Genomic DNA, 18,505 nt, shown 5'->3' on the forward strand with positions numbered 1-18,505 from the left:
CGGCGCGACTCCTGACTGATTACCAGGGCGGGATCAGCAGGCGCTGAATACGTGCGCCGACCGTGGGTGGCGAATGAGTCTCCGACGCTGGGGCTTTCGCATCTGCAGTTCGAGGCGCTGCTTACGGTGGCGCAGGATTCGATCTCGGCGAAGAACACGGGCATCGAGGCCTGCGAGTGTCGGCAAGGGCACCAAGGTCGTTCTGGTGCCGCTACTGCCGGCAGTGGGCCGGGCAATCGACCGATCGTGCGGTGACCGCGCCGACGGCCCAATTCTGCTGAATACTCCAGCCGAAGAACAGCGAATCTCGACCGGCACCCGAACTACACTTCGGCCGCCTACATGGCCTCCGGCACATGAGATCTCAACCGTGCACTACCTTGCCGAGTTCAGGGTGTTCGCAGGAGCGTGGACACGATCTCGGCCGCACCGATGAATTTTGTGTGGATCCGTCGTCGGTACCACTGGATACACCGACAGCGGTGGGTCAGAACAGAAGCAATCGATCCGGACAGTGATCCGGACGGGTGAGCGGGAGGCGCAGTGAGCGGTATCAGAGTGTTGGTGGCGGGGGCGAGTATCGCGGGGCCCGCGTTGGCCCACTGGCTGTGCCGACGGGGGGCCGAGGTGACCGTGGTGGAGCGGGCCCCCGAGCTGCGACCGGGTGGGCAGGCGGTGGACGCGCGCGGGGTGACCAAGGAGGTCATCCGGCGGATGGGGCTGGACCCGGCCGTGCGCGCGGCCTGCACCCAGACCATCGGCGCGCACACCGTGGACGCGGACGGCAACGTGCTGGAGACCTTCCGCGTGGACGACGACGGCGGCGACGGATTCATCGCGGAGATCGAGATCCTGCGCGGTGACTTGTCCCAGGTGCTCTACGACGACACCCGCGCCGGGGTCGAATACATTTTCGGCGACCGGATCGCCGAACTCGCCCAGGACGCCGACGGGGTCGACGTGGTCTTCGCGGGCGGTGACCGGCGGCGTTTCGAGCTGGTGATCGGAGCGGACGGGCTGCATTCGGCGCTGCGCACAATGGTTTTCGGGCCGCGCGAGCGGTTCGTCCGCCACCTCGGGTACGTGCTGGCCTTCTACAGTGTGCCCAACGAGTTCGGGCTGGACCGCTGGCTGATCGACTACCAGGAGTCCGGGCGCTCCGCCGGGCTGCGGCCGATCCAGGACGCCACCCGGGCGATGGCCATGTTCTCCTTCCCCTCGGCCGACTTCGACGTCGACTACCGCGACGTCGCGGCCCAGAAGCTCCTGCTGCGCGAGCAGATGGCCGGCATGGGCTGGTTGACCCCGGGCATCCTCACGCACCTGGACGACACCCCGGACTTCTACCTCGACCAGGTCGCGCAGGTGGTGATGGACCGCTGGTCGAGCGGACGGGTGGGGCTGCTCGGGGACGCGGCGTTCAGCTCGTCCCCGATGTCCGGGCAGGGCACCGGGCTGGCCTTGGTCGGCGCCTATCTGCTGGCCGGAGAGCTGGCCGCCGCCGGGTGGGACCCGGAGGCCGGATTCGCCGCCTACGAGGGCCGGATGCGTTCGTTCGTCGAGGCCAACCAGGAGATCGCCCAATTGAACGCCCGCAGCCGCGACGTCCCCGGGCCGGATGCCGAGCCGGCCCCCGATTTCACCGGAGAGTGGTTCGCCGAGCTGGTCGAGCGCGCGATCAACGGCGTCGAACTGCCCGACTACGCGGGGGTGCCGGACTCCGGAGCCCCGGCCGGAGCGCCGATCACTTCCTCGGCCAAATCATAGGTGTCACATAACGTGTCGAGCGGGACGACGCTTCGGTAGGCCACCGCCGGACTACGTCCGCTCCTGCCGCTTTCCGCGCTGTTCAGGCTGGTCGTTCAAGACTGATTCGGCCTTCGCGCTCGTAGCCGATTACCGAGTGCGAAGCCCGTCGAGCACGACTGCGATCAACTGGTTCGGGGTGCCGCGCAGTCGGGCACGGCGCTCCGCTTCCGCTGCGCCGATAAGTAGGTCCTGCACGTCGGCGATGTCGATATCGGGTCTTACTTCCCCTGCCGATTTCGCCTGTGAGAGCAGGGTTTCGAACGACTCGATGAAGTCGCGCCGGAGCTGGTCGGGTATGGCGATCGCGGTGCCGTCGTCGAGCGCTTCGCACAGCGCCTGGTTGAGGGCGACCTCGCCGACCAGATGGGCGAAGTAGCCGCGAAAGGCCGCGCCCGGTGGGGTGTCGGTTGCCGACAGCATGCGTGCTCGTTCGACGAACTCCTCGACGCGACCGAGGACGACTGCCTCGAACAGCGCAGTGCGGGTGGGGAAATGCCGGTACACGGTACCGACGCCTACTTCGGCTCGGCGCGCGATCTCGTCGAAGGACACCGACGAGCCGTCGACCGACAGCATCTCCCGAGCGACAGCCAGCACCTGATCGCGGTTGCGGCGAGCGTCAGCGCGCAGCGGCTTGGCGATCGGCCCGGCACTATCACCCATCGCTCGATCGTAGCTTCGACACTGGGAACTGGAGAAGTCTCTCCGTATAGTCCTTAATCGGAGAATATTCTCCGGTTAGCGTGGCTTCGGCTGCGACGACCCGGAACGACCATGGAGGACACAGTGGACAAGGTTGTTTTCGTCACCGGTGCGACCGGGCAGCAGGGTGGGGCGGTCGCGGACCGCTTGCTCGCCGACGGATGGCAGGTGCGGGCGTTGACACGCCATCCGGACGGCATCAGGGCTCAGACCTTGATGGACGCGGGCGCACAGGTGATCGCGGGCTCGCTGGAGGATCCCGCGACGATCGATCGCTGCGTCGACGGCGCCTACGGTGTCTACAGCGTGCACCCCGGACCGCTGTCCCCGGAACAGGACGAGGTGCAGGCCGGCAAGGCCATCACCGATGCCGCGGTGAAATACGGTGTGACGCATCTGGTCTACAGCTCGGGTCTGGGTGCCGATCGGGGCGGGCAACCGACCAAATGGGAGATCGAGCAATACATCGCCGCGTCGGGCGTCTCGGCCACCGTGCTACGGCCGAGTTCCTTCATGGAGAACCTGATCACGCAGTCGGCCACGGTCGGGATTCGGGACGGCGCGTTGCGCACCGCCGCCGCTCCCCACATATGCCAGCAGTTCATCGCGCTCGACGACATCGGCGCCTTCGCCGCACTCGCGCTGCGGAACCCGGATGGCTACCGTGGCCGGACGCTCGAGCTGGTCGGTGACGCGCTGACTCCGCCCGAAGTCGCTGCTCAGGTCAGCGCGGCAGTCGGTAGGGAGGTCCCCTACATCCAACGCCCGATCGAGGAACTGCGCCGCATCAACGAACGATTCGCTCGCGGCTACGAGTTGCTCAACAGCGGCGACGGCAGCGTCCCCGACGTCGATATCGACGAATTGCGTTCACTGAACCCGGGATTGATGAATCTTCGGGACTGGCTCGGCCGCAAGGGCGCGGAACTGATCCGCCCATTGCTGGATCCTCGGCCCTGATCGCAGCCCTGGCCATGACGGACGAACCCCGGGCGCGCGGAGCACCCGAGGTTCGGCGGGTTATCTCAGGCCGCTGCCCAGGCCGGGCGCAGCGTGTTCATCGGCGGGCGGTCGGCGAGGGAGACTTCCGTGCTGTGCGCGGTGAAGGCATCGCCGATCAGCGGGAACTGGGTCAGCGCCGCACCGGAATCCTGCACGCCGCTGCGGCCGAGCACGGTGCCGAGAATTTGACGGCTCATCACGCCGAGATCGGCCAGCGGGCGGTTGCGGTGGGTGCGCACACCGAGATTCACCTGACCGATCGCGGACAGGCCGAGGCGGTCGTAGGTGTCGAGGAGCAGACCGATCTCCACGCCGTAGCCGGGGGCGAACGGCACCGAGGTCAGCAGTTCGCGGGTGCCCGCGTATTCGCCGCCGAGCGGCTGCAGCACCTGCGACAGTTCCGGACGCAATGCGGCGAGCAGCGGGCGGGCCACGAGTTCGGTGACGCGACCGCCGCCGTGCGCGTCGACGGCACCGGACTGCCGCAGCGGCCTGCGGTAGTAGGCCTTCACCAGATGCATATCGTCGACCAGCAGCAGCGGGCCGAGCAGCTTCGGCACGAAGGCAGGATCCGGGTCGATGAGATCGGAGTCCACGAAGGCGATGACATCGCCGCTGGTCACCGCCAGCGAGCGCCACAGCACCTCGCCCTTGCCGGGCAGCGGATCGAGTTCGGGGACGGCCTGCTCCCGACTGATCACCTCGGCGCCCGCGGCCAGCGCGCGTTCGGCGGTGGCATCGGTCGATCCGGAATCGAGCACGATCAGCTCGTCGACCAGGGTGCCGAGCAGCGGTCGGATGCTGGCCACCACATCGGCGACGGTGTTCTCTTCGTTCAGTGCGGGCAGCACCACGGAAACGGTGCGTCCGCGCTTGGCGGCGATCAGTTCGTCGACCGTCCAGTCCGGGGTGTCCCAGGTATTCGTCGTCGCCCAGAGCGGGCTGTCGTGGTGGTGGAAATTCATGCCAGACCTCGCAGGGTTCGTGCGGGGGGCCGGATGCCCTGTATCGCGGCGATCATGTCCACGACGCGCCGGGTTTCGGCAACCTCGTGCACTCGGAAGACTCGGGCGCCGGCGGCCGCCGACCATGCTGTTGCTGCCAATGTGCCCTCCAACCGTTCGGATAGACCGACACCTAAAGTCTCCCCGATAAAATCCTTGTTGCTCAGCGCCATCAAGACTGGCCATCCGGTATTTACAAGAACGTCTATTCCCCGCAACAACTCGAGCCCGTGGTAAGTGTTTTTGCCGAAATCATGGGTCGGATCGATCAGGATCGAATCCTTGCGAACCCCGGCCGCGGCCGCATCTTCTGCGGCGCGCTGCACGGTTTGCGTTACTTCTGCCACCACATCGGCATAGCGCACCCGATGCGGACGGGTACGCGGGACAGCCCCGCCGGTATGGCTGCACACGATGCCGACCCCGCGATCGGCGGCCACGTGCACCAGATCCGGATCGGCGCCCGCCCAGGTGTCATTGATCAGGTCCGCGCCCGCGGTGACGGCGGCCTCGGCCACATCCGCGCGCCAGGTATCGATGCTGATCAGTAGCTCCGGATACTTCTCCCGGATGGCCGCGACGAACGGGACCACCCGGCGAGCCTCTTCCGCCGCATCGACAACGGTGCCCGGACCGGCCTTCACCCCGCCGATATCGACCAGATCGGTGCCCTCGTCGACCGCGCGCGCGACCGCGTCCATGGCGGCCGCGTCGGTGAAGGTCGCGCCCTTGTCGTAGAAGGAGTCGGGGGTGCGGTTGACGATGGCCATGACCAGCGCCCGATCCGTCGCCACCGGCTTGCCGCACAAGGTAGGGAGCGGCGCTGCGGTGGGGCTGAACATGCCCCGACTGTACCTAGTCCTGTAACACGCCCCCGGCGAACGGGTTGTGGACGGTGCATTCTTGGGACGGGCAACAACGGATTTCGCCAGCACCTGGGCAACTTGCCGAGTGCGCCCAAAGCGCCGCCGTGCGATCGGCGCTAGTTCTTCGGCGCGCGAGCCGCGGCGACGTCGGCGGCGTATGCGTCGTACGCCGGGATGTAGCCGTCGGTCCGACCGGCGAGCACGTACAGCTGACTGCCGGCGTCGGGTGCGTAGCCCTGCTTGCGGAGTTCGACTTTGCGGCTCTTGAAGGTGGAGGTTTGCGCGAGTTCGGCGACGACCCGGATGAACAGCGGGACCGCATAGCCGGGCAACCGCGAGCAGGCCAGTTCGGCGAGCGCGCGACCGTCGAATTCGGCGTCCGGGTGCAGCGTCACCGCCGCCATGCCCGCCTTGCCGTCGGTGCCCGGGATATCCACGCCGAAGACGACTGCCTGCGAGATCACGTCGGATTCGGTGAGTACACCCTCGACCTCGGTGGTGGCGACATTCTCCCCCTTCCAGCGGAAGGTATCGCCGAGCCGGTCGACGAAGGCGATGTGGTGCCAGCCCTGATCGCGGACCAGATCGCCGGTGTCGAACCAGATGTCGCCGTTCTCGAAGCCGTCGCGGACCAGCTTCGCCTCCGAGGCTGCCTTATCGGTATAGCCGTCGGCGGGCGAGCGATCGGTGACCTTGGCCAGCAGCAGCCCGACCCCGCCGCCCGGCACCCGGCGCAGCCGACCGTCCTTGTCGCGCTTGGCCTTTCCGGTCGCATCGTCGTATTCGACGATGGCATAGGGCAGCGGCCCGAAGCCCGCGGTGCGATCCACCCCGAAGGCATTGACGAAGGCGATGTTCACCTCGCTGGCGCCGTAGAACTCGACAATCCGGCCGATGCCGAAACGGCTCTTGAACTCGTCCCACAGCTCCGGCCGCAGACCATTGCCGACGGCGAGCCGCACCCGGTGCTGCCGATCGGTCGGCTTGACCGGCTGATTGACCAGGTAGCGGCACAGTTCACCGATGTAGATGAATGCGGTCGCCTGCTCCCGGATGATCTCGTCCCAGAACCGGGATGCGGAGAACTGCCTGCCGAGCGCGAAGGCGCCGCCCGCGGCGAGCACCGACGACAGCGCGACGGTCAGCGCGTTGTTGTGATAGAGCGGCAGGCAGCAGTACAGAGTGTCGTTGCCGCGCAGGCGAATTCCGAGTCCGCCGAGTCCGGACATGCTCTTGGTCCAGCGCAGATGTGTCATCACGCTCGCCTTGGGCAGGCCGGTGGTGCCGGAGGTGAAGATCAGGAAGGCGCGTTCCTGCGCGGTGATCTGCGCACAGCTCGGCGGATCGGCCGGGTCCGCATCCTCGGCCGCCTTGTGCAGATCCTGCGAAAACAGCACGTTGGCAAGGGGTTCGGCGAGCGAGTCCAGTGCTGCCTGGCATTCCTCGCCGACCACGTTGAGCACGCTGTCGAGCAGTCCGAAGCTGTGGGCGAGCACCTGGTCGCGCTGGTGGTGATTCAACAGGCCTACCGTCGCACCGAGTTTCACGGTGGCCAGCACCACGAACAGGGTCTCCGGACGGTTGGTCATCAGCACGCCGACCACGTCACCGCGCTGCACGCCACGGTCGGCCAGCACCCGCGCGTACCGGTTCACCTGCGCGTTGGCTGCGCCGTAGCTGAAGGTCTCGCCCTCGTACTTCAGGAACGGCCGGTCCGGATGCCGGTGCGCGTTGCGTTGGAAGTACAGCCCGACCGAGGATTTGTCATCCGGCCGCACCAGCATGCCGCGCGCGCCACGCAGCATGGACGGTGCGTCGAATGCCATGAGCGGCAACCGCTTCGCGATATCGAATAGGCTGACCTGCTGGCGGGCGGAAGTGCTCAATGCGTCAGTTCTCCTCGTCGAGAGTGATTCCCGGCTCCTGCGTCACCTCGGATGCCTGCACCGGTTTCAGCGCGGCGAAGGCGGCGGGCAGATCGTCGACCACGGTTATCCTGGCCATGGCCGGCTGGGACACGAACTTCCGATCGTAGAGTTGGTCCAGCCAGTCGAACAGACCCTGATAGAAGCCATTGGGATCTAGCACAACCACCGGCTTATCGTGCTGGCCCAGATAACCGCCGGTCCAGGTTTCGAAGAATTCCTCCAGCGTGCCGATGCCACCGGGCAGGGTCAAGAAGGCGTCGGCGCGGTCCTCCATGACCTGTTTGCGCTGGCGCATGGTGTCGGTGACGATCAGCTCGTCGGCGTCGACATCGGCTACTTCCTGGTGCACCAAGTGTTTCGGGATCACCCCGACGGTGTGCGCACCGCCCGCGCGGGCGCCGGTCGCGACCGCGCCCATCATCGAGACGTGACCGCCGCCGGAAACCAATTGCCAACCACGCCTTGCGATCTCGGTGCCGACCCGAGCGGCGAGGGCGAGCATGGCCGGGTCGGCGGTACTGGCCGAACAGTAGACGCAGACCGCGTATCCCGCGCTCACCACTGATCCTCCGTCCCCAGGGCATCGGTGTCGGTGGCCCCGTCCGCGGTGGCCAGGATGATCTGCACGACCTCCTCGACGCTATCGGTCACATGGAGCAGGCCGAGGTCGCCGGATGAGATCTTGCCGGAGCCGCCGAGCGAATCGCGCAACCAGTCGACGAGTCCGGCCCAGTACTTGCTGCCGAACAAGATGATCGGGAAGCGGGTGATCTTGTGCGTCTGCACCAGGGTGAGCGCCTCGAACAGCTCGTCCAGGGTGCCGAATCCGCCCGGCAGGCAGATAAATGCCTGCGAGTACTTCACGAACATGGTCTTGCGCGCGAAGAAGTAGCGGAAGTTGATGCCGAGGTCGACCCATTCGTTGAGGCTCTGCTCGAACGGCAACTCGATGCCGAGACCGATCGAGTATCCGCCCGCCTCCGACGCACCCCGGTTCGCGGCCTCCATCACGCCGGGGCCGCCGCCGGTGATCACCGCGAATCCGGCCTGTGCCAGCGCGCCGCCGATGGCCATGGCGGCGTGATACTCCGGATGACCCGCCGGCGTGCGCGCCGAACCGAAGACGGTGACCGCGCGCGGCAGTTCGGCGAGCGCACCGAAGCCCTCGACGAATTCGGCCTGGATCCGCAGCACCCGCCACGGATCGGTGTGCACCCAATCGCTTGGTCCGTGCTGGTCCAATAGGTTCTGGTCGGCGGTGCCGCCCGGTTTGCGATCGCGGCGGAACATGATCGGTCCGCGGAATTTGGGTGTCGACTTCGGCGTGCTTTCGATCTCGTTATCGGCGGCTTCGGTGGACATGGCGCCCACGCTACCGGGATGCGCCGGTGAGGTAGCCGCGCAGCACCTCGGCGACCGAGCTGATCTGGGCGACCGGGACGTGTTCGTCGCGCTTATGGGCGAGATTGGGGTCGCCGGGACCGAAGTTCACCGCCGGGATGCCGCGGGCGGCGAAGCGCGCGACATCGGTCCAGCCGTATTTGGCGCGCACGCTGTCGGCGCCGACCACGGCGATCAGATCCTTGGCGGCGGGGGCGGACAGGCCGGGCAGTGCGCCCGCCGCGGCGTCGGTGAGCTCGAAATCGAGCTCGAGTCCGTCGAATACCTCGCGCACATGCTCGGTGGCCTGGGTGACGGTGCGGTCCGGGGCGAAGCGGAAGTTCACGTCGACCTCGGCCTCGTCCGGAATGACATTGCCCGCCACGCCGCCGCCGATGCGGACCGCGGACAGGCCCTCGCGATAGACGCAGCCGTCGATATCGACCTCGCGGGCCTTGTAATCGGCGAGGCGCTGCAGCACCGGGGCCATGCGGTGAATCGCATTGTCGCCCTTCCACGATCGCGCCGAGTGGGCCCGCACGCCCGTGGTCGTCAGCCGGACGCGCAAGGTGCCCTGGCAACCCGCCTCGATGACACCGCCGGACGGTTCGCCGAGGATGGCCAGATCGCCGACGAGCCAATCCGGGAGGTCGCGCTCGATGTGGTTGAGGCCGTTGTACTTCGCGGAGATCTCCTCGCAGTCGTAGAAGATCAGCGTCAGATCGTGCACCGGCTCGGCGACGGTCGCGGCCAGATGCAGGAAGACCGCGTCACCGGATTTCATATCGACGGTGCCGCAGCCGTAGAGCTGGCGTTCCCCCGCCTCGTCCACGAAGGTGCTCGGCACGTTGTCGGCGATGGGCACGGTATCCAAATGACCGGCGAGGATGACCCGCGTCGGCCGCCCCGAATTGGTACGGGCGAGCACCACGTTCCCGTGCCGCAGCACCTCGAATCCCGTTGTCTGCTCACGCAGCGCCCGCTCGACCAGGTCGGCGATGACCGCTTCGTCGTGCGAGACGCTGGGGATGTCGACGAGAGCCGCGGTCAGGGTGATGGGGTCGGCGCGCAAGTCGAGGGTCACGGCTGCCAGCCTACGACCGCGATGTTCGACTGCGATCGGGTCCGTCGCCATTTCGGCGATGCGGTGGCCGATATGTACCAGGCCGCACCTCGGGCCAACGTGGCTCACCACGAGTGCGGATGGGTGGGTAACCTCTGATGACGTGAGCATTCAGGGAGCAGCAGCAGTCGGTATCGCCAATGTGACCGCGGACGGGACCGTATTGGATACGTGGTACCCGAATCCGGAGTTGGGCGCGTTCGGTGACACCGGCACGAAGCGCCTGGACGAGGCGCCCGCGGAATACGCGGCGCTGCTCGGATTCGACGAGGCGCGCGGGGTCGATGTGATCGCGGTGCAAACCACGATCGCCGATCTGTCGGCCGCACCCGTGGACGCGCACGACGTGTACCTGCGGCTGCATCTGCTCTCGCATCGGCTGGTCAAGCCGCACGAGGTGAGCCTGGATGGGCAGTTCGGACTGCTCAGCAATGTGGTGTGGACCAACCACGGTCCGGCCGCTGTGGAGGGTTTCGAGGCGACGCGCGCCAAGCTGCGTGCGCGCGGCCCGGTCACCGTGTACAGCATCGACAAGTTCCCGCGGATGGTCGACTACGTCGTGCCGTCGGGTGTGCGCATCGGTGACGCCGACCGGGTCCGCCTCGGCGCGCATCTGGCCTCCGGCACCACCGTCATGCACGAGGGCTTCGTGAACTTCAATGCGGGCACGCTCGGCGCCTCGATGGTCGAGGGCCGCATCTCCGCGGGCGTCGTGGTCGGCGACGGCTCCGATATCGGCGGCGGCGCCTCCACCATGGGCACCCTGTCCGGCGGCGGCACCACCATCATCTCCATCGGCGAGCGCTCCCTGCTCGGCGCCAACTCCGGACTCGGCATCCCCTTCGGCGACGACTGCGTTCTGGAAGCCGGTCTCTACCTCACCGCGGGCACCAAGGTCACCACCCCCGACGGCACGGTGGTCAAGGCCGCCGAGCTCAGCGGCCAGAACAACCTGCTCTTCCGCCGCAACTCCACCAGCGGCGCAGTCGAGGTCGTCCACCGCAAGGGCACCGGCATCGAACTCAACGCCGACCTGCACGCCAACGACTAGGCTCCCCCGCCTCCCCGAACCTTTAGGCGCCAGACTCAGTCGCGATAACGATGAGGTCGGCGGCGCGGGTAGAGCCGTGGGCAAGTTAGCCCGTCCCGCTGTTCGAGGTTCCAGCGTGGCGGTGCGGTAGAGGGCTCGGTCCATTACTCCTTCAGGCTGTCGTCACCGTTCTCGATTGGCGTGTCGGGACACACCACCACCTCATCCCGTTACCGTGCGGGGGTCGACCACAAAGGACTGCCCGGCGGCCAGCGGCTAAGAGTTCCCTTGGCAGCCCGGTACTGGCGTAGACCGATTGAGAGGATCTGAATTTTGAGCGATCTTTCTCGCCGTGACCTGCTCAGGACGTCGGCGGCCGCTGGCGTCGGAGCAGTCGTTGTCTCGGGCCTTGCGGCCGCTGACACGCCGGATATTGCGGACGCAAGCGCCCCGGGAATTGTGGGCGCGGACCACCCGAGTAAAAGCCCAGGATGCCCGCCCGCGACGCTGACCGGCCACATCGTCCGCCCGGGTGACGCGTCGTACACGGATGCGCGACTCGGCTGGGACCAGCTCTTTTCTCACTATCCGCTGGTCATCGCCTTCGCACAGGAAACCCAGGACGTGGTGAACGCCCTGACGTGGGCGCGGCAGCACAACATCGCGCTGCGGGTGCGGAGCGGCCGCCACGCCCTCGAAGGCTGGTCGAACATCGACAACGGCATCGTAATCGACGTCAGCCAGCTGAAGTCGGTCCAGATCGACCCTGGCGCTCGTATCGCGACGGTCGGTGCCGGGCTGAACCAACTGGAAGCGGTGACGACGCTCGCGAAGCAGAACTTTGCGGTCACAACCGGGAGCGAGGGCAGCGTGAGCTTGTGTGGTGCGACGCTTGGCGGTGGCCTCGGTCCCCTCAACCGCTGGGCCGGCATGGCCTGCGACAGCCTGATGGCGGCCGAGGTCGTCGTCCCGTCGGGTCACGACTGCGCCAAGGTGATCAACGCGGACTTGCAGCACCACTCGGACCTGCTCTGGGCACTTCGCGGGGCGGGAAACGGCAACTTCGGGATCGTCACACAACTCACCTATAAGGTGTATCCGCTCGAGCATCTCGCCTATGTGCAGGCGACATGGGATGGACTTGGGGACCTGTACGGGGTCTTCGAAGCGTGGCAGCGTACGGTGCCGTCCGCCGACAGCCGTCTGGGATCCGAGCTCGAGATCCACAAGTCCCAGATCCTGCTGTCCGCGTGGCTTGTGGACGGGGCAGCGGCACAGGCTACAGAGATGCTGGCTCCGATCCTGTCGGTCGGCACGCCCGATGTCACGGTGCAGGTCGGTAACTGGGGCGACTTCTTTGCGGGAGCCCAGGTCCCGCTCGCGCAAGAGCCCGCGAACTGGAAGTTCTTCTCGGAGTTCGTCAAAGAGCGGTTTCCGAAGCAGGCGATCGACATCATCGGCGACTTCATGCGAAACGCTCCCACAGAGGAGAGCAACTACTTCGTCGATGCCTTCGGTGGGGCGATCAAGCGGGAGCCCCCCGGCGGCACGGCGTTCGCGCATCGCGACGCGCTCTTCTACGGCGAGATCGGCGCAGCCTGGGGGACTCGTTCAACACAACCAGGCGTCGGCGACCCGCTGACCTCGCAGGCCCAGGCCTGGACCGCTGAGTTCGGCCAGGCGCTGCGGCCCTACGCAGACGGCGCCTACGTCAACGTGCCGAATGTCGGAATGCAAGAGTGGCAGACCGCCTACTGGGGGAGCCAGCGCTTCGAGCGGCTATGCAGGATCAAGGCGAAGTACGACCCCCACAACGTCTTCCAGTACGAACAGAGCATCCCACCCGCGTCACACTGATCGACCACTGATAATCGGCTTCGATCACCAACCGCCCACCCGAAAACCGCAAGTCGTCCGCGTTCCCGTGTTCGACGTGCCCCGCCGAGGGCACATCGAACATGGGAATGTAGCGGCCCATGTTCGCGGCGTTGCTACCGCGTGCTGGTGATGGCGGTGCGCTGCACGGCAGCCAGGGGCACGCGGTCGTTATCCACGTTGCACCATGCGCGATCGCTCGTGCCCGGCGTGGTTGCCGGCCAGCCGTCGCTACTTGTCATAAAGGCCCTACCCGTGGGTGACGCCCGCCTCCAAGCCGAAAGCGATCACTCGGGTCGGATGGATACGGATCATTTCTCGGGAGAGGCCCGAGACGTAAGGCTCCACGTCGATCAATTGTTCTGCGGTGCCGCGGATTTCGAGGCAGCGGACGCGCCAGGGTTGGACGGAGGCGACGTCGTCGACGACGAAGGCGATGCGGTTGTTGGTGGCGATATTGCGGAATTTCCAGGATTTGCCCATATTCCAGCCCGCGATATCGATGGTGCCGAGTTCGGCGTTGTAGCGGAAGCCGACCGGGCTGTTCTGGGGTGAGCCGTCGGGGCGTACGGTCGCCAATCGGCCCAGGCGCTGGGTGGCCAGGTAGTCGATCTGTTCGGGTGTCAGTGCTGCGCTCATACCGGCGACCGTAGAACCTGAACCGAAGTAGAGGTCAAGTTGTTCAGCCGAGCAGCTTCTTCTGCACCTTCCCCATGGCATTGCGCGGCAGCGAATCCACCACGCGGACCTCACGCGGGCGCTTGTGCACCGAAAGCTGTTCGGCCACATGCTCGATGAGAGCCTTCTCGATGGAATCCGGTGCGGCACCGCGCAGTACGACGTACGCGACGATCCGCTGCCCCAGATCGGCGTCGGGGAGGCCCACCACCGCAACCTCGGCCACATCCGGATGTCCGAGCAGTACGGTCTCGACTTCGCCCGCGCCGATGCGATAACCACCGGACTTGATGAGATCAACCGATTCCCGGCCGACGATGCGGTGGAAACCATCAGCATCGATGGCCGCGACATCACCGGTCTTGAACCAGCCGTCCTCGGTCCAGCATTCGGCGGTCGCCTCGGCCCGGTTGCGGTAACCGTCGAACAGCATCGGACCGCGAATCTGCAGGCCACCGATGCTCTCACCGTCATGCGCGACATCCGCACCGGCCTCGTCGCGCAGCCGGGTCTCGACACCGGCGACGGGCGTGCCGACCCATCCGGGACGGCGCTCCCCATCGAACCGGGTGGACAGCGTGATCATCGTTTCGCTCATCCCGTACCGCTCGATCGGCGCGTGCCCGGTGAGTTCGCGCAGCCGTTCGAACACCGGCACCGGCAGCGGCGCACTACCCGAGACGAGCAGCCGCGCATCGGCCAATTTCCTTGCGGCATCGGGATCTTCGACCACTCGCGACCACACGGTGGGCACCCCGAAATACAGCGTGCCACGCGCGTCCGCATATGCCTGCGGTGTCGGCTTCCCGGTGTGGATCAGCGGGCTGCCCACCCGCAGCGGCCCGAGCACACCGAGGATCAGCCCGTGCACGTGGAACAGCGGAAGACCGTGCACCAGAACGTCGTTCGACGTCCAAGCCCACGCGTCGGCGAGCGCATCGAGCCCGGCGGCAATCGCACCGCGATTGAGCACAACTCCCTTCGGCAGACCGGTGGTCCCCGAGGTGTACAGCACGAATGCCGGTGTGGCGGGACCTGGTTCGGGATAGGTATGCCACGAGCGCGCGTGCACGCGCACCGGAACGACCGGCAGATCCGTCCCCTCCGGCGCCTCACCCAACCACGCCTGCGCACCGGAATCGGCGAGGATATGCGCCAGTTCGGCGGTCCCCGAATCCGGCGGCACCGGCACCACCGTCACCCCGGCGATGAGGCAGCCGACCACCGCGAGCACCGTGGTCACGGTCGGTCGCGCCAGTACCGCAACCCGATCGGCGCGCGCGATGCGCTCGGCCACCGACGTTGCCGCACCGAGCAGATCACTGCGCGACAGCGTCACCCCGTCGATGGTGACGGCATTCGGGATATCCGCTCCCCCGGCGACAGCGAGCGGATTGAGCGAACGAAGCAGCAGCGGCGGACCGAACGACATTCGCTCACGCTACTTCGGCACGACACCGCACCATCAAGCTCCCCCCAGACGAGAACGTGACGGTTGACACACCCATGAGACGGTGAGAACGTCTAAGCAATTCCTTCTCAACGATGAGAACGGGGTCGACAATGACCAGCCCGTTTCGCAAACCCGCGTCCACACCCGCCGAGGACGCGTTCGATATCGAGCGATACCTCGACGGTGTCGCCGCGTTCTTGGGCGGAACGGCGAATGTCATCATGCAGCTCAGCACGCTGCCGGTCGGCTACGGCGTGCTGGAGAGCACCGTCGACAGCGGCAAGGTCATGCTGCATCCGATAAAGAGGCTGCGCACCACCCTCACCTACCTTGCGGTCGCCATGCTCGGCACCGATGACGAACGCGACGTCTATCGCGAGGCCGTGAACCTGTCGCATCATCCGGTCAAGTCGACCGCGGCGAGTCCGGTGAAGTACAACGCCTTCGATCCCGCACTGCAGCTCTGGGTGGCCGCCTGTCTCTATTGGGGCGCCCGCGATCTGTACGAGCGCATGCACGGACCGATGGACGACGCCGAGGCGGAAGCCTTCTACCGCTACGGGTCTCGGCTCGGCACCACGCTGCAAATGCGTCCGGAAATGTGGCCCGCCGACCGTGCCGCCTTCGACAAGTACTGGACCGAACATCTGGCGAAGACCACCATCGATCCCCCGATCCGCGACTACTTCAACGATCTGATCGATCTGAAGATGCTCCCGCGCGCCGCCCGCTTACCGTTCGCCCGGTTCCAGCGCTTCGTGGTCACCGGCCTGCTGCCCGAGCATCTGCGCGACCAGATGGGCATGACCTGGACCGCGGACGACGATCGGAAACTCGCCAGAATCATGCACACCATCGGCTCGATCACCGCCCGAATGCCGAAGCAGGTCAGGATGTTTCCGATCAACGCCTACCTGTGGGATATGCGCATTCGCAAGCGGTTCGGTCTGCGGCTGGTGTGATTTCTACAGCCGGAACGAAACGACCACGTGATCGCGCGCGAACTTGCGGATCGCGGCATCGTCGTCGAGCGGAAGGACCGTTTGCGGCGTCAGCGCCAAGGACAGCGCCGTCCGTGCGATCATCTCGGCGACCGGCTCCGGATCGTATTCGGGCAACTTGCCCTCCCCCTGCAGCCGGGTGATGAATTCGGCCACATAGTCGCGGCCGAGCTCGAGCACCGGCGCACCCTTGACCGTGAGATACGGCAGCACGATCTCCGGCTCGGTCTTCAACAATCGGTCGAGCAGCTTGTTGCCGCGCAGTCCGTTCAGGCAGGCGACGAACAGCTCCACGATCTGCTCCTCGGCGCCGGCATCGCGATCGACCTGCCGCTGCTGGGCCGCATCCACCTGCTCGACGAATTGCCGCGCCTGCCGCATCCCGACGGCCTGGATCAGATCGGATTTGCTCGCGAAGCGCCGGTAGAGGGTGGCCAGCGACAGGCCACACCGCCGCGCGACTTCCACCATGCTGGTCCGCTTGATACCGAAGTCCAGAAACGCCAGCAGAGCGGCATCCAGCACCCGTGTCTGGTTGCGGTCCTCCGGGCCAGTGCTGCGTACCAGCGCCAGCAGTCTGGTCAGCGTCGCCATAACTTCCACCCCTATTCCGCTCCGATGACACGATGACACCGCTAGCATCGCATGCCGTCAGTCAGCGCCACCCACGAACGCCCCCGAAAGCGTGATTGACACCACGGCGAGGCGATGAGAAGGTTTGTGTAGAACCTTCTCATCCATCCGCCTTGGTCGCGGATGGCTACAGAAAGGCGAGGTCAACGATGACCGAACCCCTCCGCAGTGCCGATTACCTGCCGATTCCCGGCCGCGTCGGCCCCGCCGCCGTCGAGCCCATTACCCCGGAAACCGTCGAGGAGTACGTCGACGGAGTCGCGGCCTTCCTGGGCGGCGCCGCCAATGTGATCATGCAGCTGAGCCTGCGACCGGTCGGGCGCGGCGTACTGGAGAGCACGGTCGACAGCGGCAAGGTCACACTGCACCCGATCAAACGGCTGCGCACCACCCTGAGCTACCTCGCGGTCGCACTGATGGGCTCCGACGAAGAGCGCGCACGGTATCGGGAGGCGGTCAACGAATCGCATCGACCGGTCCGCTCGACCGCGGCGAGTCCGGTGAAATACAACGCCTTCGATCCCACTCTGCAACTCTGGGTGGCCGCCTGCCTCTACTGGGGCATCGACGACCTCTACACCCGCATGCACGGACCGATGAATCCCGATGTGGCCGAGGACTTTTACCGCTACTGCGCCCGGCTCGGAACCACCCTGCAGATGCGACCGGAGATGTGGCCCGCCAATCGTGCGGAATTCCAACGGTATTGGGACAAGAACCTGCCCGAGCGCGGTATCGAACCGGCCCTGCGCGACTACTTCGACAACCTCATCGATCTGAAGATGATGCCGCGCCCCGTCCAATTCGCCTTCGCCCGATTCCAGCGCTTCGTCGTAACCGGCCTGCTGCCACAGCATTTGCGCAATGAGATGCGAATGACCTGGTCCCAGCGTGATCAGCGCCGCTTCGATCGGCTGCTGCGGATGATTTCGGCGGTGCACACCCGGATGCCGAAGCCGGCACGGATGTTCCCGCTGAACGCCTACATGTTCGACGTTCGCCGCCGCATCCGACTGGGTAAACCGCTCGTATAAGGGGACCGTTTGACACGCCCTCGAGGCGATGAGAAGGTAAATACCAATTCTTCTCATCACCTTTCGATTGCCGCTGATCGACCCCCTGAAAGACGAGGCCAACGATGACCTTGCCACTACCCGTGGAGCCGCCCGATCCCGGACCGACCTGTCGCTACGGCACCGTCGACAACTTCGCGATGGACGAATTCTGGAGCGGTGTCGCGGCCTTCCTCGGTGGAACGGCGAATGTCATCATGCAGCTCAGCCTGCGGCCGGTCGCGTACGGCGTCATGGAGAGCACGGTCGAATCCGGCCGGATCGATGTGCACCCGTGGAAGCGGACGCGCACTACGCTGACCTATCTCGCGGTGGCGCTGATGGGCACCGAGGAGGACCGCGCGAACTATCGCGAGGCCGTCAACGGCTCACATCGCGCGGTGCATTCCGAGCCGGGCGCCGCGGTCAAATACAACGCCTTCGACCCGAAGCTGCAACTGTGGGTCGCCGCCTGTTTGTATTGGGGCCTGGTCGATCTGGAGGAGCGGCTGCACGGGCCGATGGACGAGGACACCGCGGATGTGCTGTACCAGTACGCCGCCCGGCTCGGCACCACCCTGCAGATGCGACCGGAAATGTGGCCCCCCGACCGAAAAGCCTTCCAGGAGTACTGGAATACCACTCTTGCGACCAAGACGGTTGATGCCCGCACCCGCGCGTACTTCAACGATCTCATCGATCTGAAGATGGTCGCCTGGCCGTTGCGCATACTATTCGCCCGGCTGCAGCGGTTCTTGGTGACCAGTCTGCTGCCGCCGCACCTGCGCGCCGAGATGCGTATGGATTGGAGCGAACGCCAGGAGCGCTTCGCGAACAAACTGCTGCGTGCGATCGGCGCCGTGCACCGCATACTTCCCAAACCCGCCAGGCTCTTTCCGATGAATCTCTGCCTGTGGGATATGCGCAGGCGGCATCGTCTCGGCAAGCCGCTCGTCTGAGCTCACCCAC

At 66.1% G+C, this 18,505-nt stretch carries 17 protein-coding genes; 7 read left to right on the top strand and 10 right to left on the bottom strand.

Going from position 1 to position 18,505, the window contains the following annotated elements; translation table 11 throughout:
• Positions 1-543: 543 nt before the first annotated feature.
• Positions 544-1,767, top strand: a complete 1,224-nt coding sequence (locus ACZ60G_RS01670; protein ID WP_465806321.1) for an FAD-dependent monooxygenase — start codon at positions 544-546, stop codon at positions 1,765-1,767.
• A 129-nt stretch (positions 1,768-1,896) separates the two neighbouring features.
• Here ACZ60G_RS01670 and ACZ60G_RS01675 read toward each other — a convergent pair whose 3' ends face one another.
• The gene (locus ACZ60G_RS01675) at positions 1,897-2,472 is read right to left on the bottom strand and encodes a TetR/AcrR family transcriptional regulator (RefSeq protein WP_465806322.1); all 576 of its coding nucleotides are present in this window, start codon (positions 2,470-2,472) and stop codon (positions 1,897-1,899) included.
• 123 nt (positions 2,473-2,595) lie between these two features.
• Here ACZ60G_RS01675 and ACZ60G_RS01680 point away from each other — a divergent pair, with 123 nt between their 5' ends.
• Positions 2,596-3,471 carry an NmrA/HSCARG family protein gene (locus tag ACZ60G_RS01680; protein ID WP_465806324.1) on the top strand — a complete coding sequence of 292 codons (876 nt, stop codon included), beginning with the start codon at positions 2,596-2,598 and terminating at the stop codon, positions 3,469-3,471.
• A gap of 65 nt (positions 3,472-3,536) precedes the next feature.
• On the opposite strand, the gene ACZ60G_RS01685 is transcribed toward ACZ60G_RS01680, so the two are convergent.
• From ACZ60G_RS01685 to dapE, 6 genes are all read right to left on the bottom strand, one after another.
• Positions 3,537-4,478 carry a glucosyl-3-phosphoglycerate synthase gene (locus ACZ60G_RS01685; RefSeq protein ID WP_465806326.1) on the bottom strand — a complete coding sequence of 314 codons (942 nt, stop codon included), beginning with the start codon at positions 4,476-4,478 and terminating at the stop codon, positions 3,537-3,539.
• On the bottom strand, positions 4,475-5,359 hold the full coding sequence (folP, locus tag ACZ60G_RS01690) for a dihydropteroate synthase (RefSeq protein WP_465806328.1): 885 nt from the start codon (positions 5,357-5,359) through the stop codon (positions 4,475-4,477). Before folP ends, ACZ60G_RS01685 begins: the two co-directional genes overlap by 4 nt.
• A gap of 140 nt (positions 5,360-5,499) precedes the next feature.
• Positions 5,500-7,269 carry a long-chain-acyl-CoA synthetase gene (locus ACZ60G_RS01695; RefSeq protein WP_465806329.1) on the bottom strand — a complete coding sequence of 590 codons (1,770 nt, stop codon included), beginning with the start codon at positions 7,267-7,269 and terminating at the stop codon, positions 5,500-5,502.
• 4 nt (positions 7,270-7,273) lie between these two features.
• Positions 7,274-7,870 (bottom strand): LOG family protein, encoded by a 597-nt coding sequence (locus ACZ60G_RS01700; protein ID WP_465806330.1) that lies wholly within the window; start codon positions 7,868-7,870, stop codon positions 7,274-7,276.
• Positions 7,867-8,673, bottom strand: a complete 807-nt coding sequence (locus ACZ60G_RS01705; protein WP_465806332.1) for an LOG family protein — start codon at positions 8,671-8,673, stop codon at positions 7,867-7,869. The genes ACZ60G_RS01700 and ACZ60G_RS01705 overlap by 4 nt, the downstream gene beginning before the upstream one ends.
• 10 nt (positions 8,674-8,683) lie before the next feature.
• The gene (dapE, locus tag ACZ60G_RS01710) at positions 8,684-9,826 is read right to left on the bottom strand and encodes a succinyl-diaminopimelate desuccinylase (RefSeq protein ID WP_465806333.1); all 1,143 of its coding nucleotides are present in this window, start codon (positions 9,824-9,826) and stop codon (positions 8,684-8,686) included.
• Positions 9,827-9,917: 91 nt separating this feature from the next.
• On the opposite strand from dapE, the gene dapD reads away from it, so the two are divergent.
• On the top strand, positions 9,918-10,865 hold the full coding sequence (dapD, locus tag ACZ60G_RS01715; RefSeq protein ID WP_465806334.1) for a 2,3,4,5-tetrahydropyridine-2,6-dicarboxylate N-succinyltransferase: 948 nt from the start codon (positions 9,918-9,920) through the stop codon (positions 10,863-10,865).
• Between the two features lie 312 nt (positions 10,866-11,177).
• On the top strand, positions 11,178-12,701 hold the full coding sequence (locus ACZ60G_RS01720; protein ID WP_465806335.1) for an FAD-binding oxidoreductase: 1,524 nt from the start codon (positions 11,178-11,180) through the stop codon (positions 12,699-12,701).
• A gap of 267 nt (positions 12,702-12,968) precedes the next feature.
• Here ACZ60G_RS01720 and ACZ60G_RS01725 read toward each other — a convergent pair whose 3' ends face one another.
• Both ACZ60G_RS01725 and ACZ60G_RS01730 read right to left on the bottom strand, forming a co-directional pair.
• Entirely contained in the window at positions 12,969-13,358 is a 390-nt protein-coding gene (locus ACZ60G_RS01725; protein WP_465806336.1) for a PPOX class F420-dependent oxidoreductase, read from the bottom strand.
• A gap of 43 nt (positions 13,359-13,401) precedes the next feature.
• Entirely contained in the window at positions 13,402-14,829 is a 1,428-nt protein-coding gene (locus ACZ60G_RS01730; RefSeq protein ID WP_465806337.1) for an acyl-CoA synthetase, read from the bottom strand.
• A gap of 131 nt (positions 14,830-14,960) precedes the next feature.
• Between ACZ60G_RS01730 and ACZ60G_RS01735 the strand changes: the two genes are divergently transcribed.
• Positions 14,961-15,812, top strand: a complete 852-nt coding sequence (locus tag ACZ60G_RS01735; protein WP_465806338.1) for an oxygenase MpaB family protein — start codon at positions 14,961-14,963, stop codon at positions 15,810-15,812.
• Positions 15,813-15,815: 3 nt separating this feature from the next.
• On the opposite strand, the gene ACZ60G_RS01740 is transcribed toward ACZ60G_RS01735, so the two are convergent.
• Entirely contained in the window at positions 15,816-16,445 is a 630-nt protein-coding gene (locus ACZ60G_RS01740) for a TetR/AcrR family transcriptional regulator (protein ID WP_465806339.1), read from the bottom strand.
• Between the two features lie 188 nt (positions 16,446-16,633).
• Between ACZ60G_RS01740 and ACZ60G_RS01745 the strand changes: the two genes are divergently transcribed.
• Complete coding sequence (locus tag ACZ60G_RS01745) at positions 16,634-17,518, top strand: oxygenase MpaB family protein (protein ID WP_465806340.1); 885 nt, start codon at positions 16,634-16,636, stop codon at positions 17,516-17,518.
• A 104-nt stretch (positions 17,519-17,622) separates the two neighbouring features.
• A complete protein-coding gene (locus ACZ60G_RS01750; RefSeq protein ID WP_465806341.1) occupies positions 17,623-18,495 on the top strand; it encodes an oxygenase MpaB family protein in 873 nt (290 codons plus the stop codon).
• The last annotated feature ends 10 nt before the right edge of the window (positions 18,496-18,505 follow it).

It is taken from the genome of Nocardia sp. NPDC102475 (genome assembly GCF_055584605.1).